20 protein-coding genes are annotated in these 24678 nt (G+C 70.6%); 11 read left to right on the forward strand and 9 right to left on the reverse strand.

Features of this window, described 5'->3' with window-relative positions:
* Positions 1-59: 59 nt before the first annotated feature.
* From murU to addA, 3 genes are read left to right on the forward strand one after another with little or no spacing between them, the layout of a single operon-like run.
* Positions 60-785 (forward strand): N-acetylmuramate alpha-1-phosphate uridylyltransferase MurU, encoded by a 726-nt coding sequence (gene murU, locus BZG35_RS04665; RefSeq protein ID WP_077357822.1) that lies wholly within the window; start codon positions 60-62, stop codon positions 783-785.
* Between the two features lie 39 nt (positions 786-824).
* The gene (addB, locus tag BZG35_RS04670) at positions 825-3869 is read left to right on the forward strand and encodes a double-strand break repair protein AddB (protein ID WP_077354597.1); all 3045 of its coding nucleotides are present in this window, start codon (positions 825-827) and stop codon (positions 3867-3869) included.
* Complete coding sequence (addA, locus tag BZG35_RS04675; protein ID WP_077354598.1) at positions 3866-7339, forward strand: double-strand break repair helicase AddA; 3474 nt, start codon at positions 3866-3868, stop codon at positions 7337-7339. Before addB ends, addA begins: the two co-directional genes overlap by 4 nt.
* A 57-nt stretch (positions 7340-7396) precedes the next feature.
* Here addA and BZG35_RS04680 read toward each other — a convergent pair whose 3' ends face one another.
* Positions 7397-7738, reverse strand: coding sequence for a putative quinol monooxygenase (locus BZG35_RS04680; RefSeq protein WP_171981880.1), 342 nt, complete (start codon positions 7736-7738; stop codon positions 7397-7399).
* 104 nt (positions 7739-7842) lie between these two features.
* Between BZG35_RS04680 and BZG35_RS04685 the strand changes: the two genes are divergently transcribed.
* The 4 genes from BZG35_RS04685 to rplS all read left to right on the forward strand — a co-directional run bounded on the left by BZG35_RS04685 (position 7843) and on the right by rplS (position 9895).
* On the forward strand, positions 7843-8256 hold the full coding sequence (locus BZG35_RS04685) for a helix-turn-helix domain-containing protein (RefSeq protein ID WP_077354600.1): 414 nt from the start codon (positions 7843-7845) through the stop codon (positions 8254-8256).
* Positions 8257-8343: 87 nt separating this feature from the next.
* Positions 8344-8679, forward strand: a complete 336-nt coding sequence (gene trxA / locus BZG35_RS04690; protein ID WP_077354601.1) for a thioredoxin — start codon at positions 8344-8346, stop codon at positions 8677-8679.
* Between the two features lie 31 nt (positions 8680-8710).
* Complete coding sequence (gene trmD / locus BZG35_RS04695) at positions 8711-9460, forward strand: tRNA (guanosine(37)-N1)-methyltransferase TrmD (protein ID WP_077354602.1); 750 nt, start codon at positions 8711-8713, stop codon at positions 9458-9460.
* A gap of 3 nt (positions 9461-9463) precedes the next feature.
* On the forward strand, positions 9464-9895 hold the full coding sequence (rplS, locus tag BZG35_RS04700; RefSeq protein WP_077354603.1) for a 50S ribosomal protein L19: 432 nt from the start codon (positions 9464-9466) through the stop codon (positions 9893-9895).
* Positions 9896-9974: 79 nt separating this feature from the next.
* Here rplS and BZG35_RS04705 read toward each other — a convergent pair whose 3' ends face one another.
* The 6 genes from BZG35_RS04705 to BZG35_RS04730 all read right to left on the reverse strand — a co-directional run bounded on the left by BZG35_RS04705 (position 9975) and on the right by BZG35_RS04730 (position 16384).
* Complete coding sequence (locus BZG35_RS04705; RefSeq protein ID WP_077354604.1) at positions 9975-10688, reverse strand: LamG domain-containing protein; 714 nt, start codon at positions 10686-10688, stop codon at positions 9975-9977.
* Complete coding sequence (locus BZG35_RS04710; protein WP_077354605.1) at positions 10688-12334, reverse strand: pectate lyase; 1647 nt, start codon at positions 12332-12334, stop codon at positions 10688-10690. The genes BZG35_RS04705 and BZG35_RS04710 overlap by 1 nt, the downstream gene beginning before the upstream one ends.
* 88 nt (positions 12335-12422) lie before the next feature.
* The gene (locus BZG35_RS04715) at positions 12423-13454 is read right to left on the reverse strand and encodes a sugar kinase (protein ID WP_077354606.1); all 1032 of its coding nucleotides are present in this window, start codon (positions 13452-13454) and stop codon (positions 12423-12425) included.
* Between the two features lie 64 nt (positions 13455-13518).
* Complete coding sequence (kduD, locus tag BZG35_RS04720) at positions 13519-14277, reverse strand: 2-dehydro-3-deoxy-D-gluconate 5-dehydrogenase KduD (protein WP_077354607.1); 759 nt, start codon at positions 14275-14277, stop codon at positions 13519-13521.
* A gap of 5 nt (positions 14278-14282) precedes the next feature.
* On the reverse strand, positions 14283-15131 hold the full coding sequence (gene kduI / locus BZG35_RS04725) for a 5-dehydro-4-deoxy-D-glucuronate isomerase (RefSeq protein ID WP_077354608.1): 849 nt from the start codon (positions 15129-15131) through the stop codon (positions 14283-14285).
* A 185-nt stretch (positions 15132-15316) separates the two neighbouring features.
* A complete protein-coding gene (locus BZG35_RS04730; RefSeq protein ID WP_077354609.1) occupies positions 15317-16384 on the reverse strand; it encodes a LacI family DNA-binding transcriptional regulator in 1068 nt (355 codons plus the stop codon).
* Positions 16385-16547: 163 nt separating this feature from the next.
* On the opposite strand from BZG35_RS04730, the gene BZG35_RS04735 reads away from it, so the two are divergent.
* From BZG35_RS04735 to scpA, 4 genes are all read left to right on the forward strand, one after another.
* Positions 16548-17396: a 2-keto-4-pentenoate hydratase gene (locus BZG35_RS04735; RefSeq protein WP_171981881.1), complete on the forward strand. Its 849-nt coding sequence runs from the start codon at positions 16548-16550 to the stop codon at positions 17394-17396.
* A gap of 74 nt (positions 17397-17470) precedes the next feature.
* A complete protein-coding gene (locus BZG35_RS04740) occupies positions 17471-18784 on the forward strand; it encodes an MFS transporter (protein WP_077354611.1) in 1314 nt (437 codons plus the stop codon).
* Between the two features lie 67 nt (positions 18785-18851).
* Positions 18852-20306: a methylmalonyl-CoA mutase family protein gene (locus tag BZG35_RS04745; RefSeq protein WP_150125932.1), complete on the forward strand. Its 1455-nt coding sequence runs from the start codon at positions 18852-18854 to the stop codon at positions 20304-20306.
* Positions 20303-22450 (forward strand): methylmalonyl-CoA mutase, encoded by a 2148-nt coding sequence (scpA, locus tag BZG35_RS04750; protein ID WP_150125933.1) that lies wholly within the window; start codon positions 20303-20305, stop codon positions 22448-22450. The genes BZG35_RS04745 and scpA overlap by 4 nt, the downstream gene beginning before the upstream one ends.
* 3 nt (positions 22451-22453) lie before the next feature.
* On the opposite strand, the gene BZG35_RS04755 is transcribed toward scpA, so the two are convergent.
* Positions 22454-22870: a hypothetical protein gene (locus BZG35_RS04755; RefSeq protein WP_077354612.1), complete on the reverse strand. Its 417-nt coding sequence runs from the start codon at positions 22868-22870 to the stop codon at positions 22454-22456.
* 29 nt (positions 22871-22899) lie between these two features.
* On the reverse strand, positions 22900-24669 hold the full coding sequence (mnmD, locus tag BZG35_RS04760) for a tRNA (5-methylaminomethyl-2-thiouridine)(34)-methyltransferase MnmD (protein ID WP_077354613.1): 1770 nt from the start codon (positions 24667-24669) through the stop codon (positions 22900-22902).
* Positions 24670-24678 lie beyond the last annotated feature (9 nt).

Here is a 24678-nt window from a genome sequence, read left to right on the forward strand (position 1 = left end):
TGGATCGCTGCGCGATCGACAGGCCGCTTTCCCCCGCAAGCGGGGGAAGGGCTATGGGCATGACCGCGCCGAAGACGGCCATGGTGCTGGCCGCGGGGCTGGGCACGCGGATGCGGCCACTGACCGACGACCGGCCCAAGGCCCTGGTCGAGGTCGGGGGGCGGGCGCTGATCGACCATGTGCTGGACCGGCTGGTCCAGGCGGGGGTCGAGACGGCGGTGGTCAATGTCCACTGGTTCGCCGACCGGCTGGAGGCGCACCTGGCCGGCCGCGACCGGCCCCGCGTCGTGATCTCGGACGAGCGGGAGGCCCTGCTGGAGACCGGCGGGGGGCTGAAGAAGGCCAAGGCCTTGCTGGGTGCTGACGCGGTGTTCGTGGCCAATATCGACAGCGTCTGGACCGACGGGGCGGTGGGCGCGGCCTGGGCCGAGGACCTGGTGCGGCTGTGGGACCCGACCAAGATGGACGCCTGCCTGCTGCTGGCGCGGCGCGAGGGGTCGATCGGGTTCGAGGGCGACGGCGACTTCTTCCTGGCCGAGGACGGCCGGCTGACGTTCCGGGGCGAGGCGGCGGAGGTGCCCTTCGCCTATATGGGCGTGCATATCACCCGGTCCGACTATGCCGACGGCGGGCCGGAGGGGGCGTTTTCGCTGAGCCCCCTGTGGCGGGCCTCGGCGGCGGCGGGGCGGCTGTACGGCTGCGTGCTGGACGGCGACTGGATGCACGTCGGCGACCCCCAGGCGCGCGACGAGGCTGACATTCGGCTTGCAGCCGATGCGTCCTAACGTTCGCCGCGCGGCGGCTCACTGCTTGAGGACGCGGACGTGAATACGCCGTTCAACCCCTTCGACCACGAGACACCGCGCTGGTTCACCATCCCGGCGCACCGCCCGTTCCTGGAGGATCTGGCGGCGGGGGTGCTGCACTGGCTGGGGACGCAGGCCCCCGAGACCCTGTCGGACGCGACCCTGCTGCTGCCCAACCGCCGGGCGGCGCGGGCCTTCACCTCGGCCCTGTCGCGGCTGAGCGGGGACCGGCCGGTGCTGCTGCCCCAGGTCCGTCCGCTGGGCGATCTGGAGGAGGACGAGCCGCCGTTCACGCCCGGCGAGCTGGGTCTGGACCTGCCGCCCGCCATCGCCCCCCTGACCCGCCGGTTCGAGATGGCGCGGATGATCGTCGAGGAGTTCGCCCCCGGCCTGGGGCCGATGCGGGCGCTGGAGATGGCCGACAGCCTGGGGGCCTTCCTCGATTCCTGCCACATCGAGGAGGTCGAGGATCCGGGCCGGATCGCGACCCTGGTCGAGGCCGATTTCGCCGAGCACTGGCAGGCCTCGGCCGAGTTCCTGGGGCTGGCGGTCGAGGCCTGGCCGAAACGGCTGGCGTTGATGGGGCTGGTGGATGCCTCGTGGCGACGGACGCGGCTGCTGCGGCTGCTGGCCGAGCGCTGGGCCGCGCATCCGCCGCAGGGGCCGGTGATCGCGGCGGGCTCGACCGGGACGGTCAAGGCGGCGGCGGACGTGCTGAGGGCCGTGGCCAACGCGCCTCTGGGGTGCGTGGTCCTGCCGGGGCTGGACCAGGGTCTGGGCGAGGACGCCTGGGGGGCGATCGACGAACAGCATCCGCAGAGCGCGCTGAAGCGGCTGCTGGTTCGGGCAGGGGTCGAGCGCGCGGCGGTGCGGCCATGGTTCCGGCCGCCGGTCGACACGACCAGCGAGGCTCGGGGCCTGGCGCGGCAGAGGCTGGTCAATGAGGCGCTGCGCCCGGCCGATGCGACGGCGGACTGGCGCGCCGAGATCCGCGACCTGCGCCGGCGGTCAGCCGAGGCTGGCGTGGCGGCGGACCCGATCGCCCTGGGGCTGGAGGGCCTGTCGCTGGTCACGGCCCGGACCGAGGAGGACGCGGCCCAGACCATCGCCCTGATGATGCGCGAGACGCTGGAGACCCCAGGCCAGACCTGCGCCCTGGTGACCCCTGACCTGGCCCTGGGGCGGCGGGTGGCGGCGCGGCTGGAGCGCTGGGGCGTGGTGGCGGACTCCTCGTCGGGGACCGGGCTGGACCAGATGCCGGTCGGGGTACTGGTCGATCTGGCGGCGCGCTGGATGGCGGATCCGCTGAAGCCGCAGACAATCCTGGGCCTCATCAAGCATGCGTTGACCACCCTGGCCGAGGCGACACCGGCGGCGGTGATGCAGCTGGAGGCGGTCGCCTTCCGCGGGCCCCGCACCCGCGACTGGACCCGGATCGAGCGCCGGCTGACCGAGGCCTCGGCCCCGCGCCGCGACGGGCGGGTGCCGTCGGAGGCGATGGCGGCGCGCTTGGCGGCCGCGACGGCCCTGGCCGGGCGGCTGCAGGGGCTGTGTGCCGAGGTCGGGGCGGGGTTTGACCCCATGGCGGCGCTGGACGATGCGGCCCGGGCCCTGACAGGGCTGGTCGAGGCCCTGGCGGGGGTCGAGGTCTGGGCCGGACCGGACGGGGAGGCGGCAGCGTCGCTGCTGTCCCAACTAATCGAAGGCGGGGCGTCGCTGGGGGCGGTGTCGCCGGGCGAGTTCGCCGAACTGGTCTCCGGCCTGCTGCACGACACCACGGTGCGGACCGGCGGGGCGACGCATCCGTCGCTGCGGATCCTGGGGGCCATCGAGGCGCGGCTGGTGCGGGCCGACCGGATGATCCTGGCCGGGCTGGAGGAGGGGGTCTGGCCGCAGGGCGCGCCGATCGACCCCTTCCTGTCGCGGCCGATGCGCAAGGACCTGGGCCTGCCGCCGCCCGAGCGGCGGGTCGGGCAGACGGCCCAGGACTTCGTCCAGGCGGCCTGCGCGCCCGAAGCCATCCTGATCCACACTGAGCGGCGCGGCGGCCAGCCGGCGGTGCGCTCGCGCTGGCTGTGGCGGCTGGAAATGCTGACCAATGGCGCGGGCGTGACGATCGACCGGCCGACCGGGGCGCTCGATGCGGCCCGGGCCCTGGACGCGCCGGCTCCCGGTCCGCTGCGGCTGGCGAAGCGGCCGGCCCCGACGCCCCCCGTGGAGCGGCGACCGCGCCAGCTGCCGGTCACGGGCGTCGAGCGCTGGGTGCGCGATCCCTATGCGGTCTATGCCCGCTATGTGCTGAACCTGAAGCCGATGGACCGGCCCGGCCAGTCGGCCGAGGCCCTGCTGCGCGGCTCGGCCATCCACAAGGCGGTGGAGCGGCTGACCCTGTCCTGGCCCGACGTCCTGCCCGAGGACTGCGAGGACCAGATCGTCCATCTGCTGCACGAGGAACTGCGCCACCACGGCTTCGAGGACGCGGCCATGGCGCGCGAAAGCCCCCTGGCCCGCAATGCCGCGCGCTGGCTGGCCGGGTTCGAGATGCGTCGGCGCGCCAAGGGCATCGAGATCCGGGTCGAGGAGGAGGTGACGATGACCTTCGACGCCGAGGCCGGACCCTTCACCCTGACCGCCAAGGCCGACCGGATCGAGCTGTCGTCCACGGGCGCGGCCATCCTGGACTTCAAGACCGGGGCGGCCCCCTCGGCCAAACAGGTCAGGTCCGGCTTCGCGCCGCAGCTGACGCTGACCGGGGCGATCCTGGCCGAGGCGGGGCTGAAAGGGTCCGGCCCGGTCGAGCCAGAGGAGCTGACCTATGTCCGCGTCGTCGGCCGCAAGGTGCCGGGCGAGGCGGCGGTGCGGGCCGAGGGCAGCGAGGCGGCGGACCTGTCGATGGCGGCCCTGGCCGGGCTGAAGGCGCGGGTGGCGCGGTTCGACGTGCAGACGACGCCCTATCTCAGCTGGGTCGCGCCCCAGTTCATGGGCAACTACGGCGGCAACTACGATCACCTGGCCCGGGTGTGGGAATGGCATGTCGCCGGGGCCGAGGAGGCGGAAGCATGAGCGTGGATCAGGCCGTCCGCATCCTGCCCGACCCCGCCCAGATCGCGGCGGCGGACCCGCGCCAGTCGGTCTTCGTCACCGCCAACGCCGGCTCGGGCAAGACCTCGACCCTGGTGGACCGGGTGGCGCGGATGCTGCTGGAGGAGGTGCAGCCCGGCGAGATCCTGTGCGTCACCTATACCAAGGCCGCCGCCGCCGAGATGCAGGCGCGGCTGTTCGACCGGCTGGGGGCCTGGGCGGTGATGGACGACCGGACGCTGTCGGCGTCGCTGGCCGATCTGGACGGACGCGACGCGGCCACCCTGTCGGGCGAGGACCTGTCGAAGGCGCGGCGTCTGTTCGCCAAGGCGCTCGACACGCCGGGCGGGCTGAAGATCCAGACCCTGCACGCCTTCTGCGAGAAGCTGCTGCGGCGGTTCCCGATCGAGGCCGGGGTGACGCCCGGCTTCACCGTGCTGGAGGACCAGGCGGCCCTCGCCCTGTCGCATGACGCGCGCGAAAACCTGGCCCGCCGGGCCCTGTCGAACGCGGACGGGGCGATCGGCCGGGCCTATGCCCATTTCGCGGTCGAGCTGGATTTCAAGAGCTTCGAAGGCCTGCTGGCACGGATCGAGCAGGACCGGGTGCGGCTGCTGGATTATGCGGCCCGGGCCGAGGCGGATCCCGCCCTGGCCCCCCACGCCCTCGCCGGGGCCGATCCGGACAGCGATGTGGCCTCGATCCAGGACGAGTTCATGCGGTTCCTGGACCGCAGCGAATGGCTGGCCATGGCCGAGATGATGGCGAGCGGCGGGAACGACGACGGCAAATGCGCCAACCGGATGTACGCCGCCGACTGGACTTTTCCGGGCGTGGCGGGGGTCTTTCTGACCGAGGGCAAGCTGCGTAGCCGGATCGCCACCAAGAGCGCCCCCGCCGAGGCGCGCGACTGGATGACGACCCTGCAGGCCAAGGTCGGGGCCACCCTGGGCGAGCTGCGGAAGGCGCGGGTGGCGGAGGACACGGTCCATGTCCTGAGGCTGGCCCGGGCCCATGGGGCGCTCTACGACGCGGCCAAGGAAAAGAAGGGCGCGCTGGATTTCGGCGATCTGGTGGCGCGGACGGTCGACCTGCTGACCCAGCGTTCCAGCGCCGCCTGGGTGCTGTACAAGCTGGACGGCGGCATCGAGCATGTCCTGATCGACGAGGCCCAGGACACGGCCCCGGAACAGTGGGACATCGTGCGGGCCCTGACGGAGGGCTTCTTCTCCGGCATCGGCTCGCGCCGCTTCGGGGCCGGGCGGGTCGAGCGGACGGTGTTCGCCGTCGGTGACGAGAAACAGTCGATCTATTCCTTCCAGGGCGCGCGGCCGGAGCGGCTGCGCCAGGAATCGCAGCGCTATGACACCCTGGTGAAGGGGGCTGGTGCCGAGTTCGCCGGGGTCGAGCTGGCGACCTCCTTCCGCTCCACGCCCGAGGTTTTGAAGTTCGTCGACGCCGTCTTCGAAGGTCCGGAGCGGACCCGGTCGCTGGTGGGCGAGAGCGTCGCCGCCATCCCGCCCCACGTGGCCAAACGGGCGGACGATCAGGGCTGCATCGACCTGTGGCCCCTCTATGCCGACGAGAAGGCTCCGGAGCGCGACGCCTGGGACGATCCGGTCGATCAGGAGCCGGTGCAGAGCGCGCGCAAACGGATGGCCGCCGACCTGGCGCGCGAGATCCGGCGACAGGTGATGGCGGGGGTGGCGGTGCAGGACCGCAGCAAACGGATCCTGCGCCCCTGCGGCTATGGCGACTTCCTGGTGCTGGTGCGTCGGCGCGACGCGACCTTCGAGGAGATCATCCGGGCGATGAAGGCGGTCGGCGTACCGGTGGCGGGGGCCGACCGGCTGAAGCTGTCGTCCCACATCGCCTTCGACGACCTGATCGCCCTGGCCCGGGTGGCGCTCTATCCCGACGATGAGCTGAGCCTGGCCGAGGTGCTGCGCAGCCCCTTCTGCGACGTGGACGAGGCCGGTCTGTTCGACCTGGCCGGGGCCGATCCGAAGCGCGGGCGGCTGTGGCGGACCCTGCGCGACCGCGCCGGCGAACGCCCGCAATGGGCCCGCGCCCGCGACCTGATCGACTTCGCAATAGCTTCTGCGGGCCGCGACCCGTTCGCCTTCTTCGCCGGCCTGCTGAACCGGGTGGACGAGACGGGCGTCTCGGGCCGGGCGCGGCTGCTGGCCCGGCTGGGGCGCGAGGCGGAAGAAGCGATCGACGAGACGCTGAACCAGGTGCTGGCGGCCGAGCAGCGAGGCGGGCGCGATCTGGAGACCTGTCTGGCCATGCTGGAGGTCGCCGACGTCGAGGTGAAGCGCGAGCTGGAGGCGGCGCGCGGCGAGGTGCGGGTCATGACCGTGCACGGGGCCAAGGGGCTGGAGGCTCCGGTGGTGATCCTGCCGGACACGACCTCTCGGGCCAAGGCCCAGGGGCCGACCTTGATGCCCGTCGAGCTGGAGGACGGGACCGAGGCCTGGCTGATGTGTCCGGGCTCCGAGAAGGAGGACTGCGAGGCCTCGCTGGCGGCGCGGACGGCGCGCCAGGGGCGTGTCCACGACGAGACCCTGCGGCTGCTCTACGTCGCCCTGACCCGGGCGCGCGACCGGGTGGTGGTGCTGGGCCGGGCCTGCGGCAACGGCAAACAGGGCTATGACGACGGCAGCTGGTGGGCCGTGCTGACCGAGACCTTCGAGCGGCTGGGCGGACAGGTCCGCGACATCGGTGACGGGCGGAGGCGGTACGGCTTCGATCCCGAGGTCCTGGCGGCGGCCGGATCGACGGCGGTCGCCGGGGCGGAAGTGCCGGCCTGGGCGCGGACCGCACCCCCCGTCGATCCCTCGGCGCGATACGTGTCGCCGTCGCAGGTGCAGGCGGGCAAGCGTCTGGCCGCGCCCTCGCCCCTGGCCGTGGCTTCGTCCGACGGCGGGGCGGCGTTGGGCCGGTTCCGGCGCGGGGACCTGATCCACCTGTTGCTGGAGCGGCTGCCCGAGATCGCGGCCGCCGACCGGCGCGCGGCGGCGGCGCGGCTGCTGGCCCGGGAGCGCGACCTGTCCGACACCCAGCGCGCCGAGATGATCGAGGCTGCCTTCGGCGTGCTGGAGGACGCCCGGTTCGCCGAGGTGTTCGGGGCCGGCTCCCGCGCCGAGATCGCCCTGACCGGCGCGGCTCCGGGGCTGGCGTCGGGCGTGGTCATCAACGGCCGCATCGACCGGCTGGTGGTGACGCCTGAGCGGGTCCTGGTCGTGGACTACAAGACCAATCGCCCCGCCCCCGACCGCATCGAGGCCGCCGACCCCGCCTATGTGGCCCAGATGGCGACTTATGTGGCCGTGCTGGCCCGGCTGTATCCGGACCGGCCGGTGGAGGCGGCGCTGGTGTGGACGGACGGACCGAAGCTGATGCCGGTGCCGCAGGAGATGATCGACGCGGCGCTGGCGGCGATGAGGTGAGACACGATCTCCTCCCCACCGCTTGGCGAGGGGGGAGGAGTGTCGAGAGGCGAGGACCTAAGTGGCTCGCATGCCGTCGCTGAGGTAGGTCACGTCCTCGGCCGGGGATAGCGGGCGGATGAGGTGCTGGTCGAACACCGCCAGCGCGCGTTTCGTATAGTCCAGCTCCCAATGGCGGTCCAACGCCGCCTGGCTGGTCCAGCGCTCGAACAGGACAAGCTGGTCTGGGTCTTCCTTCGCCCGGAAGACCTGAAATTCGACGTTGCCCGCCTCTTCGCGCGTCAGCCCGACGATCGGCACGATCTCACGAAGGACGTCGTCGACCGTGCCCGGTTTGAAGTTCAGCCGCAGCATCACGATCAGCTCCTGATCCCCTGCCAGCGCGTGGCTGTGTGTCATCTCGTCAGTCTCCAGCGACGGTCCGCTTGCGGTGGTGCTACGGGTCGCCCTGCAGCAGGTGTCCGCTTGCTCTCCAGGCATCAAGTACCTACCTTCGGGTTAGTATGAAACCGCCGTTCCGAACCCCGCCCTGTGACGTGATGAATCCGGACTGCCCGGCCCGCGCGCTGCTGTCCCTGCTTGCGGACAAATGGTCTCTGCTGCTGATCCATGCGCTGAGCGAGGGACCCGCACGAACAGGGGCCCTGAGAAGACGCGTAGGCGGGATCTCGGAAAAGATGCTCGTGCAGACGCTGCGCCGGCTCGAGACCGCGCAGATCGTAAGCCGTCACGCGTTTAACGAGGTTCCGCCTCGCGTGGAGTACCGGCTGACTGAGCACGGCTGGTCGATCAGCCCGGTGGTGACCGCGCTGGATGCCTGGGTAGAAGAGCATGCCTTGGAGATTTCGCCGGCAGGCACGGGTGCGAAGCGGGGACCGTCAGCAAGCGGACCGTCCGGGCCGATGGCCCCACGTTGATTTCCCCGGGAACTCGCCCCACATCCCTTGCCAACATCGGGTGCCGCCGGTTAAGCGGCCGCCCGCCTTAGCAGAGAGAGTTCTTCCATGGCCACGGTCAAGGTTTCCGACGACAGCTTCGACACCGACGTCCTGAAGGCGTCCACGCCGGTGCTGGTGGATTTCTGGGCGGAGTGGTGCGGCCCCTGCAAGCAGATCGGCCCGGCGCTGGAACAGATCGCCGATGAACTGGCCGGTCAGGTGACCATCGCCAAGGTCAATATCGACGACAGCCCCATGACCCCGTCGAAACTGGGCGTGAAGGGCATTCCGACCCTGATGCTGTTCAAGGACGGCCAGATGACCTCGATGAAGGTCGGGGCCATGCCCAAGGGCAAGATCCTGGAATGGCTGGCCGAGACGGGGATCAGCGCCAAGGCGTGACGCGGGCAGGCAGGGGCGCTAGATCGCGCCCATGCCCTTCACCGCCACCGTCCTGACCATGTTCCCCGAGGCCTTTCCCGGGCCGCTCGGCGTGTCGCTGATCGGCACGGCCTGGCGGGAGAAGGCGCTGTGGGACCTGCAGACGCTGGACATTCGCGGGTTTTCCGAAGATAAGCGCGGCTTCCTGGACGACACCCCCGCGGGTGGCGGCCCCGGACAGGTATTGAAAGCGGACGTGGTGGCCCGGGCTCTCGACAGCCTGACAGGGCCGCCCCGGCCGCTTTTGTACATGAGCGCACGCGGTCGACCCCTGACGCAGGCGCGAGTCAAGGAATGGGCTAGGGCGGACGGCATCGTCGTCCTGTGCGGCCGGTTCGAGGGGGTGGACCAGCGGGTGCTCGACGCCCGGGGGTTCGAGGAGGTCTCCGTCGGAGACGCGGTCCTGGCCGGTGGCGAGGCGGCGGCGATGGTGGTGATCGAGGCGTGCGTACGACTGATCCCCGGCGTTCTGGGCCAGGCCGAAAGCCTGTCCTCCGAAAGCTTTGAGGACGGTCTTCTGGAGCATCCGCAGTACACGCGACCGCGGACGTTCGAGGGGATCGACATCCCGGAGATCCTGTTGTCCGGCGACCATCGCAAGATGGCGGCCTGGCGTCAGGACCAACGGGAGATGACGACCCAGGAACGACGGCCCGATCTGTGGGCCGCGCATCTGGCGACAAGACCCGCGGAATCTTCCGCCAAATCAAAGCTAAAGGGCGATAAAGCCCGAGGAGAATAGACCATGGCCAACATCCTTCAGACGCTGGAAGCGGAAGAAAAAGCCCGTTTGATCGCCGTTCGCGCGATCCCGGACTTCCAGCCCGGCGACACCCTGCGCGTCAACGTCAAGATCAAGGAAGGCGAGCGCGAGCGCGTTCAGGCCTTCGAAGGCGTCTGCATCGCCCGCGCCGGCGGCGGCGTGAACGAGAACTTCACCGTGCGCAAGATCAGCTTCGGCGAGGGCGTGGAGCGGGTCTTCCCGATCCTGTCGCCGAACATCGAATCCATTGAGGTCAAGCGTCGCGGCGTCGTCCGGCGCGCCAAGCTGTATTACCTGCGCGACCGTCGCGGCAAGTCGGCCCGGATCGCCGAACGCCAGACCGTCCGCCCGGCCGCCAAGGGCGCCGTGGTCCCGGTCACGGGCTCGGCCGACAAGGCCACCGACGAGGCATGATTCTGGGGGCTACCGCCCTTCGGCCGACTTGAGCCCCGATATGCAAAAGGCCCTGGCGGAAACGCCGGGGCCTTTTTCTTTAGCCTGGACGGACGCCCGTGAACTGGTCCGGCCGCAGGAAGCGCGGGGTGAACCGGGCCTCGGCGATCGCGCCGTTGAAATAGTTGACGCGGTTGATCCGGGTGCCGACCGAGGCCCGGCCCGGGCCCTGGGGGGTGAAGGCGATCGCGGCCTCGCCCTGCAGCTCGCCGTCGACGAAGGCGCGATAGGTCGTGCCGTCGTAGGTCTGGGCGACGTGATGCCAGCGGCCGACTGGGTGGCGTTTGTCGGGGAACAGCAGGGTCTGGTTGTAGGTCGGTCCCTTGACGAAGGCGTCCAGCGCCCATTCGTCGTCATAGACGCGGATCTCGAACAGGAAGCGGGTCCCGATCGGGGTCTGGCCGGTGATGACGTCCTCGTCGGCCTGCAGGTGCAGCCAGCGCTGTTCGAACGCCCCGCCGTCGGGCCGGAAGACGGCCTCGATGGCGAAGGTCGAGGCCCCCGCCAGCGGATGCCGGCCAATGAACAGGGCGTCGTCCACCCCGTCGAACCGCAGGGCCCCACCGGCGGCCGCAGCCGGGCCGTCGACGCGCTGGGGCGATCCCTCGATCGTCAGCGGCGCGGCCAGCCGATCCAGGTCGCCAAAGCGCCAGACGACCGGATCTGCCCGGCTCGCGCCCATCAGCGAGGCACAGCCACCCGTGCCGACCAGACCCGCCGCCCCGCCGCCGATCAGAAGCCGCCGCCGGTCCATCACGTCTGCAGCGCCTCGATCAGGTCGCCCATGTTGGTGATGAAGGTCTGGGTCGAGATGCCCTCGACCGGGAAGTCGGTGGTGTAGGGCGAGGTGTCCCACAAATCGCCGACGCGGGTGGTCTGATATTCGCCGCCCGTCACCGCCTCGGGCGACGGCCCGATATAGGGGTTGGAGGTGGTGGTCAGCAGGGTCGGCCAGTAGCCGCGTTCATTGAGCCCGGCGGCCAGCTGGGCGGCGCGCGCGGCGGGGACCGGGCGGGGGCGCCGGCCCTCGGTGTCCATGTCCCAGATGCTGACGTCGCGCAGGGTGAAGTATTTGGGCAGGGCCAGGGTGCCGGGCCGGGCCTTCAGCGGCGAGGTGGCCATCACCGCCTCGGGCGTCAGGGCGGCCGCCGCTTCGTAATCCGCGCGCAGGGCCTGGGTGTCGAGATTGCGGAACGAGCCGTAGTGGACGATCAGATTGTTCGGGTTCTCGTCGGCGTAGTAGCGGCCGTTGCGGATATTGGACCCCTTCCGGTGGATATAGACCGGGGTGTTGGAGCCCTCGAGGATGAAGGTCGGATGCGTGCGGCCGGGCGCGATCAGGTTTTGCGGCGTCTTGACCTGATCCAGCCAGTCCAGCGCCTCGGGCAGGCGGGCCAGATATTTGCGGTCGCCGGTCAGCCGGTAGAAGCCGATCATCGAGCGGATGTTGGTCGCCGTCGTGTGGGTGGCGAAGGCCCGGGGCTCGATCGTGCGGGCGGGGGCCGGCTTCAGGGTGTCGGGATAGTGTTGCAGGCCCCAGGCGGGCTGGGGCAGGGGCTGCTGGGTGGCGACGAAGATGTCCATGCCGCGCTGGATGGCGTCGACCAGCCGCCGGTCATTCGAGCCCAGGGTCTGATGGACATAGAGCAGGAACTCGATGTTCTCGCCGGCCACGTCGTCGTTGAAGGTGATGTAGGGCGTATAGTCCGGGTTGCCGTGCAGGCCGCCCGCCCCTTCGACGAACGGATAGCGCTGGGGCCAGCCGCCATTCGGATACTGGGCGTCGAGGACGAACTGGATCGCCCTGTCCAGCGGCGCGCGGTATTTGCGCTCGCGCTTCTCCAGATAGACCCGCAGCAGCAGCTGGGACGCCTCGGCCGTGCCGGCGTCGTCGAAGGTGGCGTTGCCGTAGTAGTGCTGGAATTCCTCCAGCCGCCAGGCGTTGCCGCCGACCGTCTCGTACCAGTCCTTCAGACTGGCCTCGCCCGCCGTGTCGATGACGTAGTTCCAGCCGCCGCGTGGGTGCTGGCCTGCGATCAGGGCGTCGGCGCAGGCCTTGGCAGCGGCGTAGAACTGTTCGTCGCCGGTGGCGTGATAGGCGTCCAGATACACATGACCCACGGTCGCGGTGCCCGGAGGCTGGACCCAGATCATGGTCGGTTTGGCTTCCAGCTCGCCCCAGCGGCGCGAGAAGTCCGGCAGGACCTGCCAGACATAGCCGCCGCCCACGGCGACCTCGTCGGTCATGAAGGCGGTGGCGCGCTTCATCGTGGCCAGGAGGGTGGCGCGGTCAGGGACCGCCTGCGCCAGGACGGGTCCCGCCGCGGTCAGGGTGGCCAGGGCGGCGCCCGAGGCGAGGACGGCACGGCGCGACAGAACCGCAGGCGGATATGCAGGCATGGGGAGGGCTCCGGTCGTTTCCTGAAGGGACGGTTCTGGCGACCGCTAACCCTCAGGATACACCGATGACACCGGTTTCCTAGGGGGGTCAGCGGCGGATGTCGAACCCGTCGGCGGCCATGGCGGCGCGCACCTGGGCCTCGTCGAACAGGTTGAAATCGCCGGGCACAGAGTGCTTCAGCCCGGCGGCTGCGAGGCCGAAGGCGAGGGACGTGTCGTTGGACCAGCCGCTCCAGAGACCGAACAGCACGCCCGAGGCGAAGGCGTCGCCGCCCCCGACCCGATCGACGACGCTGGTCAGAGCGATCGCGGGGGCCTGATGCTCGCCGTCGCGCGTGAACATGACGGCGGCCAGGGTCTGATCCTGGACGCTGTCGTTGACGCGGATGGTCGAACAGATCCGCTCCAGGCTGGGATAGGCGTCGAAGGCGGCGGCGGCGGCGGCGCGGCGGCGGACGATCGGATCGGGGTCGTCGAAGGTCCGGCCCAGCATCAGGGCGAAGTCGCGGTCGTCGGCGAAGGCCAGGCTGCTGGCGTACAGCATGGCCCCCAGGACCTCGGCCGGGTCGCCGTCCCACTCGGCCCACAGCTTGCCGCGGAAATTGCCGTCGTAGGAAATCGGCACCCCGGCGGCCTTGGCCGCGGCAATGGCATGCAGGGCGGCCGCCGAGCCCGCGTGACCGATGGCGGGCGTCACGCCGGACACGTGCAGCCAGGACGCCCCGGACAGGGCCCGGCTCCAGTCCACGGCGCTGTCGGCATGGCAGGCGAAGGCCGAGCCGGCACGGTCGTAGAGGACCTCGGACGGCCTGCGCACCGCCCCCGGCGTCAGGAAATACAGCCCCATCCGCCCGGGGCGAAACTGGATGTCGCGGGTATCGACGCCGTGCCGACGAAGCTCGTCGCGCGCGGCACGGCCCAGGGTGTTGTCGGGCAGGACAGAGACCATGGAGGTCGGGGCGCCCAGTCGCGCCAGGGCCACGGCCGTATTGGCCTCGGCCCCGCCCGGGCGCACCGACAGCGCGGGGGACTGCATCAGCAGTTCGTTCGCGTTCGGGCTGAGGCGGAGCATCATTTCGCCGAAACAGACGATTCGGCCGGTCGGGACATGGGCGATCATAACGGAAACCTAGGTCGGGATCGGCGTATGTGGAAAGCGGTTTCGTCCGACCGCGTTCGATTGGTCAGCGCGCGAGCCAGCCGCCGTCGACGGGCAGGGTGATGCCCTGGACATAGTCGCTGGCGGCGCTGGCCAGGAAGACCGCCGCGCCGCCGATGTCGGACGGCTGGCCCCAGCGGCCGGCGGGAATTCGACCCAGGATCTCTTTCGAGCGCACCGGGTCGTCCTGCAGGGCCTGGGTGTTGTCGGTGGCGAAATAGCCGGGGGCGATGGCGTTGGCGTTGATGCCGTGCTTGGCCCACTCATTGGCCATCAGCTTGGTCAGGCCGGCGACGCCCGACTTGGACGCGGTGTAGGACGGCACGCGGATGCCGCCCTGATACGACAGCATCGAGGCGGTGTTGATGATCTTGCCGCCACGATTGTCCGCGATCATCCGCCGGACCGCGGCCTGGCTGAGGAAGAAGACCGACTTCAGATTGACGTTCATGACGTCGTCCCAGTCGGTTTCCGTGAATTCCACGGCGTCGGCGCGGCGGATGATGCCGGCGTTGTTGACCAGGATGTCGACCGGGCCAAGGCCCGCTGTCGCCTCGTCCAGAATGCGTTCGATCGGCTCCATGGAACCGAGGTCGGCCTGGATGGAGATCGACTGCACGCCCTTGGCCAGGCACTGGCCGACGGTGTCGTCCGAAGCGCGGCGGGCGACCGAGGCGATGGCGGCCCCGGCCTCGGCGAGGGCCAGGGCGATGCCCTGGCCGATGCCGGTGTTGCCGCCGGTGACCAGGGCGACCTTGCCCTGCAGGCTGAAGGGATTGGCCATGGCGGCTAGTTCAGCTGGCAGATGTCGAGGACGTGCATGTCGGTGTAGTCGAGGTTCTCGCCCCCCATGCCCCAGATGAAGCCGTAGTTCGAGGTGCCGGCCCCCATGTGGATCGACCAGGGCGGGCTCATCACGGCCTCGCCGTCGGCCATGACGATGTGACGGGCCGCCTCGGGCCGGCCCATGAAGTGGAACACCCGGTCGTTCTCGCCGAGACCGAAATACAGATAGGCCTCGGAGCGGCGGTCATGCAGGTGCGGCGGCATGGTGTTCCACACGCTGCCGGGCTTCAGCACCGTGACGCCGAGCAGCAGCTGGCAGGACTTCACCTTCTCGGGGACGATGTACTGGTAGATGGTCCGCTCGTTGGAGGTCTCCAGCGCGCCGCGTTCCAGCGGCACGGCCTGGTCGATCGAGATCTTGGCCGCCTCGTAGCGCGCGTGGGCGGGGGTCGAGATCAGGTAGAAGCGGGCGGGCGAGGCCGCGTCCGTGCTCTCGAAGGTCACCTCGGCGGTGCCCATGGGCAGATACAGGCCGTCGCGGAAACCGAGGTCGAAGGTCACGCCATCGGCGACGACGCGGCCGGCGCCGGGGCCGATATTGACGACGCCCAGCTCGCGCGCGGCGAGGAAGGGCTTGCCGGCCATGGAGGCGGGCTCGCTGTGGGTCGGCAGGGACAGGGGCGATCCGGTGGGCATGGCGCCGCCGATGACCATCCGCTCGTCATGGGAATAGTTGAGCGCCAGAGCTCCGGATTGGAACAGGCCGCCGACCAGATAGCGGTCGCGCAGATCGTCGTTGGACGCGCCCTCCATCATGTCCGGATGGGTCGAGTGATAGACCTTGGCGTACATGGCGTTTCCCTGTGTTGTTTGGCGCTTGGTAACCGGTGTCAGGAGCGTGGGCAACCCTAATCCTCCCCCCTTGGGGGAGGTGTCACGACGCGGCTTCGCGTCGTGACGGAGGGGGGCCGAACCAAACACAGCGTTCGCGGCTGGCCCCCTCCACCACAGGGCAAGCGCGCTGCGATCCCCTTCCCCTACGGGTGAGGCATAGCCTTCGCCGATTCCCGCACCACCAGCGACGGCCGGACTTCGGGCTGGACCAGTTTGGCGGGGTCGATGCCGCGCATCGGGGCCAGCAGCTTTTCGGCCGCCATCCGGCCCATGTCGCGGATCGGCAGGCGCACCGAGGTCAGGTTGGGCCAGACCCGCGAGGCCATGGGCAGGTCGTCGTATCCGACCACGGACAGGTCGTCCGGAATGGCTAGGCCCAGGTCGCGCGCCACCTTGAAGACGCCCAGCGCCATCTCGTCGTTGCCGGTGAAGATGGCGGTGGGGCGCGGGTCGAGGGCCAGCAGGATCCGGGCCGCCTCGACCCCGGACTCGAACGTATAGGCCCCCTCGGCGACGTAACGCGCCTCCAGGGCCACCCCCTTTTCGGCCAGGGCCTCGCGGAAGCCGCCGCCGCGCACGGCGCTGGACCGGAAGGAGGCGGGACCGGAGATGAAGCCGATGCGGGTGTGACCCAGGTCGGCCAGGTGGCGCCCGGCCTCGGCCGCGCCAAGATGGTCGTTGGTGACCAGCATCGACTCCGGCGCGTCCAGGGCGATGGAGGCGATGCGGACATAGGGACAGTCCAGTTCGCGCAGGGTGTCGATGACGCGTTCGTCCTCGGACACCGAGGGCGGCAGGATCACGCCGAACAGCTTCTGTCGTTCGACGAAGGCGCGGATGTCGGCGACCACGGTTTCGGACTGGCGCGAGCAGGGGTGGACGACCAGCTCGAGTCCCGATCCCTTCAGGGCGTCCAGCACGCCCTGCTGCATGTTGACGACATAGTTGGGGCTGGGATTGTCGTAGATCAGACCCACCAGGAAGGACCGCCGAAAGGCCAGGCCGCGCGCCTGCAGATCGGGGACGAAGCCCATGTCGTCGATCACCGCGCCGACCTTGACCCGGGTCTCCTCGCGCACGAACGGGGACTGGTTGATGACGCGCGAGACCGTTTTCTTCGAGACGCCGGCGATGCGCGCGACGTCGTTGATCGTGGGCCGTTTGCCGGGCTTCAGCCCGGGGGGCGTTTGAGGCGTGTTGTCGTCGGCCAAGCGGGGTCTCTTCGGGTTTCGCTGTTTGCCTTACAGCCGTGCCGCCGGGGACGCTATGCCCCCCCTGGGCCCCGGAAGAGCGTTGACACCGGTTACCTTCCCCTTCAATCATCGGCCTCCGACATCAGATCGGCCAAAGACAACGGGCAGGCAGCGGACGGGCGTGACCATTTTGACTCAGTATTCCACACGGCCGGGCATGAGCGTCGCGGACCGTTCGGACGTCGACCCGGGCGTCGCCGCGATCGCGGCGCGGTTCGTGGCCGCCCGGCTGAATTTCGAGGCCACGCCCGACTATCCGGGGGCGGTGCCGCAGGACATGGCGACGGCCTACGCCACCCAGGACGCGGCCATCGACCTGTTCCCCGACCGCATCGTCGGCTGGAAGGTCGGCATGGTTCCGCCGGCGCAGCAGGCCCGGCTGAACGCCCACCGTCTGGCCGGACCCATCTTCGCCCGCAATCTGTGGAGCGTCGGCGAGGCGCCCAGCCGGCTGCCCGCCATCCGCGACGGGTTCGCGGCGGTGGAGGCGGAGTTCGTGGCCCGGATCGGCGCGGTCGATCCCGACCAGATGGACTGGACCCTGGACCAGGCTCGGGCGGCCATCGAGGGCTTGCACATCGGCGTCGAATTGGCCGGCAGCTCCCTGCCGACCATCAACGACCTTGGCTCGGCCGTGGTGGCTTCGGACTTCGGCAACAACGGGGGCCTGGTTCTGGGGCTGGCGATCGAGGACTGGGAAGCCCGTCTGGCCGGGATCGAGGTCGAGACCGAAATCGACGGGGTCCTGATCGGCCAGGGCACGGCCGGGTCGATCCCCCTTGGGATCGTGGAATCGGTGCGGTTTCTGATCGAACATTGCGCGCGTCGCGGGCGGCCGCTGGCGGCGGGGGCCCTGATCTCGACCGGGGCGGTGACCGGCGTGCACCAGGCCGCGATCGGCGCGACCGCCGTGTGCCGCTTCTCCGGCGTCGGCGACATCCATTGCTCGGTGGTCGAAGCCGGCATCTGAATCGGAATGGCCTCAACCTGTCGCGGCCCGGGCCGCAGAACGGGACCGGCCGCAGGAACGACAGGAAGACCAGAATGACCGACACACCGTCGAACAGGGTCGAACCCGTTTCGATCACGGCCCCGCCCCCGGGCAAATACCGCTGGGTGGTGGTGTGGCTGCTGTTCGCGGCCATGGTCATCAACTACGTCGACCGTCAGGCGCTGGGGGTGCTGAAGCCCACCCTGATGGACGAGTTCGGCTGGACCGAGACCAACTATGCCGACATCGTCTTCTGGTTTCAGGCCTCCTATGCCGTCTCCTATCTGATCTGGGGCCGGCTGGTGGACCGCATCGGGGCCCGCTGGGGCTTCGGCCTGGCCTTCATCATCTGGCAGCTGGCCTTCATCGCCCACGCCGGCATCCGCAGCCTGAACACCGCCATCTTCGCGCGCGTGGCGCTGGGCGTGGGCGAGGGGGGCGGCTTCCCGGCCGGCATCAAGGCCGTGACCGAGTGGTTCCCCAAGAAGGAACGCGCCTTCGCCGTCGGCATCTTCAACGCCGGCACCAACATCGGGGCGATCATCACCCCGCTGCTGATCCCCTTCATCGCCTCGATCTGGCTGGGCACGGTCGATGAGCCCAACTGGCGCATGGCCCTGATCATCACCGGCGTGCTCGGCTTCATCTGGGTGCCGATCTGGTTCGCGGTCTACAAGCGCCCGGGCGAGCACAAGAAGGTCACCCCGGCCGAGCTGAACTGGATCGCCCAGGACGCCCCCGACCCGGCCCACAAGATCGGCTGGCTGAAACTGCTGACGGTGCGCGAGACCTGGGCCTATGCGCTCGGCAAGTTCCTGATCGATCCGATCTGGTGGTTCTTCCTGTTCTGGCTGCCGGGCTTCCTGCAGCAGACCTACGACCTGAACATCCTGACCTTCGGCCCGCCCCTGATCGCCATCTATCTGCTCAGCGACGTGGGCTCCGTCGGCGGCGGCTGGCTGTCCAGCCAGTTCCTGAAGCGGGGCATGAGCCTGAACAAGGCGCGCAAGCTGACCATGCTGATCTGCGCCCTGGCCGTGACGCCGGTCGCCTTCGCCGGCATGGCCGACAACCTGTGGGTCGCGGTCCTGATCATCGGCATCGCCACGGCGGCGCACCAGGGTTTCTCGGCCAATCTGTACGCCATGCCGGGGGACGTCTTCCCGCGCTCGGCGGTCGGATCGGTCGTCGGCATCGGCGGCATGATCGGCGGCTTCGGCGGCATGGCCATGGCCAAATACGCCGGCTATGTGCTGGACCAGATCGGCAGCTACACCCCGATCTTCGTGGTCGCCGCCTCGGCCTATCTGGTGGCCCTGCTGGTCATCCACATCCTCACGCCGAACTACGCCCCCGCCAAGGTCTGACGCCCGGGCTGGACGCGCGGGGGCCGGAGTCGCCATAGAAGCGCCTCTCGCCGTCCCGGAGTGTGCCTTGACCCAGACCTTCCCTATCCCCTCGCCGGCCGACTGGCGCGCGGAGGCCGAGAAGGCGCTGAAGGGCCGGCCGGTCGAGGGGCTCGTGCATCTGGACGTCGACCACCTGACCACCCGGCCCCTGTACGGCCGGGCCAATGCGACCGAGGCCGTGTTCGCGCCCCGGGGCTCGGACGCCGACGGCCGGGCCTGGGACCTGCGCACCCAAGTCGAGGGCGACGATCCGGAGGCGGTCAATGCGGCCATGCTGGCGGACCTGGAGGGCGGAGCGGCCTCGGTGATCCTGTCCGGCGCGGTGCTGGCGGACTCCGAACCCCTGGGCCGGGCCCTGGCGGGGGTAGCGCTGGAGCTGGCCCCGGTCGGTCTGGATGCGGGCCTGGACGGGGCGGACGCCGCCAATGCCCTGGCGGTGGCGGCCAAGGGCGCGCCGCGGGCGAAGCTGATGTTCCATCTGGATCCGCTGACCGCCTTCGCCGCCGCCGGCGGATCGCCGCGCGCGATCGAGGACCATGTCGGCCTGGCCGCCAACACCGCCGCGCGGCACGCCGGGGCCTATCCGGAGGCGAGCTTCTTCCTGGCCACCGGCCGCGCTGCGCATGAAGCCGGGGGATCGGCGGGCCAGGAGCTGGGCTTCGCCGCCGCGTCTGCCGCCACCTATCTGAAGGCGGCGGTCGAGGCCGGGCTGCCGATCGAGCGGGCCCTGGCCGGGACGGTGCTGGGGGTCAGCGTCGATGCCGAATATTTCGACAGCATGGCCAAGGTGCGGGCCCTGCGGCTGATCTGGCGGTCGATCAGCCGGGCCTTCGGGCATGAGGCCCCGGCGCGGATCGAGGCACGGTCGTCGCGCCGGATGCTGGCGGCCAAGGACGCCTGGCCCAATCTGCTGCGGCTGACGGCGGCCGGGTTCGCCGGGGCCGTGGGCGGGGCGGACGCCGTGGTTCTGGACGGGTTCAGCCGGGCCATCGGGCGGCCGGACGCCTTCGCACGGCGGGCGGCCCGGAACACCCAGCTGGTGCTGATGGAGGAGGCGCACATTGGCCGCGTGGCCGATCCGGCGGCCGGGTCCTGGTACCTGGATCACCGCACCCGTGATCTGGCCGAGGCGGGCTGGGCCGAGTTCCAGCGCATCGAGCGCGAAGGCGGCCTCGTCGCCTCCCTGCGCGGTGGCGGGCTGCAGTCCCGGATCGTGGCGGCGCGTGCGGCGGGCAAGGCTGCCCTCGCCGACGGCGGGGGGCAGATGGTGGGGGTGACGAAGTTCGTGGACGCCGAGGCGCGGCCGGTGGCGGTCGAGACGGGGGCCGCTGCGATCGCGGACTGTGGCGGGGACCGGTGTCCGCCCCTGCCACCGATCCGCTGGGCCGAGGCCTTCGAAGATGGAGCGCGGACCTCCAGGTCCGCATCGGGCGACCAGGCGGACCTGGAGGTCCGCGCTCCTAAGGAAGCGAGCCAGTGACCGATCGCCCCGATTTCACCAAGGCCCCCCTGGACCTGTCCCCGCTGGCCGACCGGCCCGGCCGCGCGCCCATCCGCACGCCCGAAGGCATCGACATCGCCGCCGCCTATGGGCCCGAGGCCGTCGCCGACCTCGACTTCACCGACGGCCTGCCGGGCTTCGCTCCGTTCGTGCGCGGGCCCTATCCGACCATGTATGCGTCCAACCCCTGGACCATCCGCCAGTATGCCGGCTTCTCGACCGCAGAAGCCTCGAACGCCTTCTATCGGCGCAATCTGGCGGCTGGGCAGAAGGGGCTGTCGATCGCCTTCGATCTGGCAACGCATCGGGGCTACGACTCGGACCATCCGCGGGTGGCGGGCGACGTCGGCATGGCGGGGGTCGCGATCGATTCCATCCTGGACATGCGGACCCTGTTCGACGGCATCCCGCTGGACCAGATGTCGGTGTCGATGACCATGAACGGCGCGGTCCTGCCGATCCTGGCCCTGTATGTCGTGGCGGCCGAGGAGCAGGGCGTGGCGCACGCCGCCCTGACCGGGACCATCCAGAACGACATCCTGAAGGAGTTCATGGTCCGCAACACCTACATCTATCCGCCCGGGCCCTCGATGCGGATCATCGCCGACATCTTCGCCTGGACGGCGCAGGAGACGCCGAAGTTCAACTCCATCTCGATCAGCGGCTATCACATGCAGGAGGCGGGTGCCTCGGCCGATCTGGAGCTGGCCTACACCCTGTCCGACGGACTGGAATACATCCGGGCCGGCGTCGCGGCGGGCATGGACGTCGACCGGTTCGCGCCGCGCCTGAGCTTCTTCTGGGCCATCGGCATGGACTATTTCATGGAGGTGGCCAAGCTCCGCGCCGGCCGCCTGCTGTGGGCCGAGGCCGTGCAGGCCGAGTTCGCCCCAAAGGATCCGCGCAGCCTGTCGCTGCGGGCCCACTGCCAGACCTCGGGCTGGTCGCTGGCGGCCCAGGACGTGTTCAACAACGTGCCCCGCACCATGGTCGAGGCCATGGCGGCGGCGGGTGGTCAGACCCAGTCGCTGCACACCAATTCGCTGGACGAGGCCCTGGCCCTGCCGACCGACTTCTCGGCCCGGATCGCGCGCAACACCCAGCTGCTGCTGCAGCTGGAGACCGGCCTGACCAAGGTGATCGACCCCTGGGGCGGCAGCTTCTTCGTCGAGCGGCTGACGCATGAGCTGGCCGAGCGGGCCCGGGCCCACATGGCCGAGGTGCGGACCCTGGGCGGCATGGCGGCGGCGATCGAGGCGGGCGTGCCCAAGCTGCGGATCGAGGAGGCGGCGGCCCGCACCCAGGCGCGGATCGACACCGGACAGCAGACCGTCGTCGGGGTGAATCGCTATCTGAACAATACGCCCGACGACATCCCGGTGATGAAGGTCGACAACGCGGCGGTTCTGGCGGCCCAGATCGACAAGCTGAAGCGGCTGCGGGCCGAACGGGACGAGACGGCGGTGCAGGCGGCGCTCAACGCCCTGACCGAGGGGGCGAAGGGGTCCGAGAACCTGCTGGAGCTGTGCGTCCGGGCCGGGCGGGCCCATGCCACGGTCGGGGAGATGTCGGACGCGCTCGAGGCCGCCTTCGGCCGGCATGTGGCGACGGTCCAGACGGTGTCGGGCGTCTATGCCAAGGAAGCGGGGGCCAACCCGAAGACCAGCCGGGCGCGCGACATGGTCGCCGCCTTCGTCGAGAACGACGGCGGCCCGCCGCGCATCCTGATCGCCAAACTGGGTCAGGACGGCCACGACCGGGGCCAGAAGGTGGTGGCGACGGCCTATGGCGACCTGGGGCTGGACGCCGTGGCCGGGCCGCTGTTCCAGACCCCGGCCGAGGCGGCGCGGGACGCGGTGGCCAACAACGTCCATGTCGTGGGCGCGTCGTCGCTGGCGGCCGGGCACCTGACCCTCGTGCCGGAGCTGAAGGCCGAGCTGGCGAAGCTGGGGCGACCGGACATCATGATCACGGTGGGCGGGGTGATCCCGCCCGGTGATGTGCAGACCCTAATCGACCTGGGCGCGGCGGCGGTCTATCCGCCCGGATCGGTCATCGCCGAGACGGCCATCGACCTGATCGAGAAGCTGAACCAGCGGCTGGGCTACGCCCAGAAGGCGTGAGGCTCAGGGCCGGTCCCGCGAGGGGAGGGCCTCCACCTCGGCCGGAGTCAGCATGCGGGTGATCCGCGCGCGACAGGCGACGTTCACCAGATCGCTGCCGTCATTGGGGATGCGGACCCGATCGCCGATGCACAGCCGGCTGGATCCGCCCTGCTCGGGGCCGATCTGGATGGCGTTGGCGCGCTCCAGGTCGCAGCCGCCGAAGGATTGAAGTTCGAAGACGTCGCGGTTCAGGACCCGAAGATAGATCCGCTCGTCCTGCCCCTGCCGGAAGTTGGTAACCTGGCTCTGACTGAAACATTGACGCGCGGCGGGGGACGCCGCGCCGGAGGAGGCGACCCTGCCCGCATCCACCGGCGCGCAGGCGGTCGTGGCGATCGTGAATACGGCCAGAACCGGCAGGGACAGGCGGAAGCGCATCGGTTGATCTCCTCGGACCTGGGAAGGTCCTACGCCGGGCGAGGTTCCACAAGAGGGCGCAGGGCCGGTCGCGCCGGGTCCAGGGACCGGGCCAGCGTCGCCGGGAGCGGCGAGGGGCGAGCCAGCACCAGCGCCACCAGATGCTCGGCCAGCAGGGGGGCCAGGCAGAAGCCGCGCGAGCCCAACCCGCCCAGGACGAACAGTCCGGACCGGTCGGGCACCGCGCCGCAGACGGGCAGGCGATCACGCGTCGTGGCCCGGATTGCGGCGCGCGCGCCCAGGCGGTCGGGATCGATCGCGGCGGCGCGGTCCGGAAAGCGGCTGGCCAGGGTCTCCAGATTGCGCGCCGTGTCCTCTGCCCGGACGTCGGTCGCGGTGCCTCCGCGCTGATGGGTCGCCCCGAACAGGAAGCCGTCCGGCGTCGGGGCGACGTAGCCGCCCCAGGCGGTCGCGGGCGCCGGCGCGCCAACGACCCAGTCCGCCTGACCTCGAACCGGGGCGATGGCCAGGTCGGGGGCCAGCCGTGCCGTGTCCGGCCCGGCGCACAGGATCACGGCGTCGACCTGCACCAGGACCGCGCCCGCCGCGTCGCGCAGTCGCCAGCCGTCGGACGAGGCTTCGAGGGCGGCAACCGTTTCGTTGTGGACCGCCGCCCGGGCCAGCCCCTGCGCCAGGATGCGCAGCGGGGCGACCGTCAGGGCGTCACGCATGAACAGAGCGCCGTCCGGCTGGATCTGCATCGCGCCATCGGGCCAGACCGGTTGATCGGCGATGCGGGCGAAGCGGGCGCTGTCGCGGTCGGACCTGGGTTTCTGCATGACGCCCCGTCCCAGCACGGCCTCGGGGACCGCGGAATACACGGCGCCGGCGCGTTCCAGGGCCTGGGCGAACAGGGCGGAAATGGCCGCGTCGCCCAGATCGAAGCGGGGCGTGACCAGGGCGGCGGGAAAGCCCGAGGCCCCATGCCCCAGCCCCGCGCCCTCGAACACCGCCGCCGCGATGCCCTGGGCGGCCAGGGCGCGCGCGACCGAGGCCCCGGCGATCCCGGCCCCGATCACCGCGACCCGGGGCGGCGGCGTCTCTGCTGCCGCGATGCTCGGAAGCCGGGCTTCCAGCCGCTGGCGCTTGCGGCCGTGGCCCGGTCGCTTCTCGACCGCGAAGCCCCGCTCGCCCAAGCGACGCCGCACGTCGCCGGCGACGGTGAAGGTGGCGATTCGGGCCCCCGGCGCGGTGTGGGCCGCGATCTGGTCCATGACCGCCTCGGACCACATGTCCGGATTGGCGGCGGGGCTGAAGCCGTCCAGGAACCAGGCGTCGGCCCGCCCCGTCCACTGGGACAGGGCCCCGTCCACCGGGCCGACGGCCAGATCCAGGGTGGCGCCGAAGCCCGGCAGGTCCAGCCGGTGGAAGCCCGGCGTGCCGGCGGGCCAGGCCGCGACCAGGACCTCCGTCGCCTCGGCGATCTCGGGCCAGCGCGCGAGCGCACGGCGGGCCTCGTCGGCTCTCAGGGGAAAGCCCTCGACGGAGAAGAGCGACAGATGCGCGCCCGGCGACCGGGTTCTTTGCCAAAGCTCCAGCGCCGCGGCGATGTTCAACCCGGTCCCGAAGCCCAGCTCCGCGATGGTGAAATGGCGCCGATCCCGCCAGGCGCGCGGCAGGTCGCAGCCGTCCAGAAAGACGGCGCGGGTTTCCGCCAGACCGTCCTCGGCCGAAAAATAGACGTCGTCGAACCGCCCGGAGCGTGGCTCGTCGGCCTCGGTCCATACCAGTCTGGGATCGCGGTCAGCACCATCGTTCATCGGCGTGGA

The organism is Brevundimonas sp. LM2 (genome assembly GCF_002002865.1).
In the GTDB taxonomy this organism is placed as follows: Bacteria; Pseudomonadota; Alphaproteobacteria; order Caulobacterales; family Caulobacteraceae; genus Brevundimonas.

What these genes read in the sequence shown, in the direction of transcription:
- murU (WP_077357822.1), top strand. Translation starts at nt 60, where the DNA reads ATGACCGCGCCGAAGACGGCCATGGTGCTGGCCGCGGGGCTGGGCACG.
- addA (WP_077354598.1), top strand. Translation starts at nt 3,866, where the DNA reads ATGAGCGTGGATCAGGCCGTCCGCATCCTGCCCGACCCCGCCCAGATC.
- BZG35_RS04680 (WP_171981880.1), bottom strand. Translation starts at nt 7,738, where the DNA reads ATGACACACAGCCACGCGCTGGCAGGGGATCAGGAGCTGATCGTGATG.
- BZG35_RS04685 (WP_077354600.1), top strand. Translation starts at nt 7,843, where the DNA reads ATGAAACCGCCGTTCCGAACCCCGCCCTGTGACGTGATGAATCCGGAC.
- trxA (WP_077354601.1), top strand. Translation starts at nt 8,344, where the DNA reads ATGGCCACGGTCAAGGTTTCCGACGACAGCTTCGACACCGACGTCCTG.
- trmD (WP_077354602.1), top strand. Translation starts at nt 8,711, where the DNA reads ATGCCCTTCACCGCCACCGTCCTGACCATGTTCCCCGAGGCCTTTCCC.
- rplS (WP_077354603.1), top strand. Translation starts at nt 9,464, where the DNA reads ATGGCCAACATCCTTCAGACGCTGGAAGCGGAAGAAAAAGCCCGTTTG.
- BZG35_RS04705 (WP_077354604.1), bottom strand. Translation starts at nt 10,688, where the DNA reads ATGGACCGGCGGCGGCTTCTGATCGGCGGCGGGGCGGCGGGTCTGGTC.
- BZG35_RS04710 (WP_077354605.1), bottom strand. Translation starts at nt 12,334, where the DNA reads ATGCCTGCATATCCGCCTGCGGTTCTGTCGCGCCGTGCCGTCCTCGCC.
- BZG35_RS04715 (WP_077354606.1), bottom strand. Translation starts at nt 13,454, where the DNA reads ATGATCGCCCATGTCCCGACCGGCCGAATCGTCTGTTTCGGCGAAATG.
- kduD (WP_077354607.1), bottom strand. Translation starts at nt 14,277, where the DNA reads ATGGCCAATCCCTTCAGCCTGCAGGGCAAGGTCGCCCTGGTCACCGGC.
- kduI (WP_077354608.1), bottom strand. Translation starts at nt 15,131, where the DNA reads ATGTACGCCAAGGTCTATCACTCGACCCATCCGGACATGATGGAGGGC.
- BZG35_RS04740 (WP_077354611.1), top strand. Translation starts at nt 17,471, where the DNA reads ATGACCGACACACCGTCGAACAGGGTCGAACCCGTTTCGATCACGGCC.
- BZG35_RS04755 (WP_077354612.1), bottom strand. Translation starts at nt 22,870, where the DNA reads ATGCGCTTCCGCCTGTCCCTGCCGGTTCTGGCCGTATTCACGATCGCC.
- mnmD (WP_077354613.1), bottom strand. Translation starts at nt 24,669, where the DNA reads ATGAACGATGGTGCTGACCGCGATCCCAGACTGGTATGGACCGAGGCC.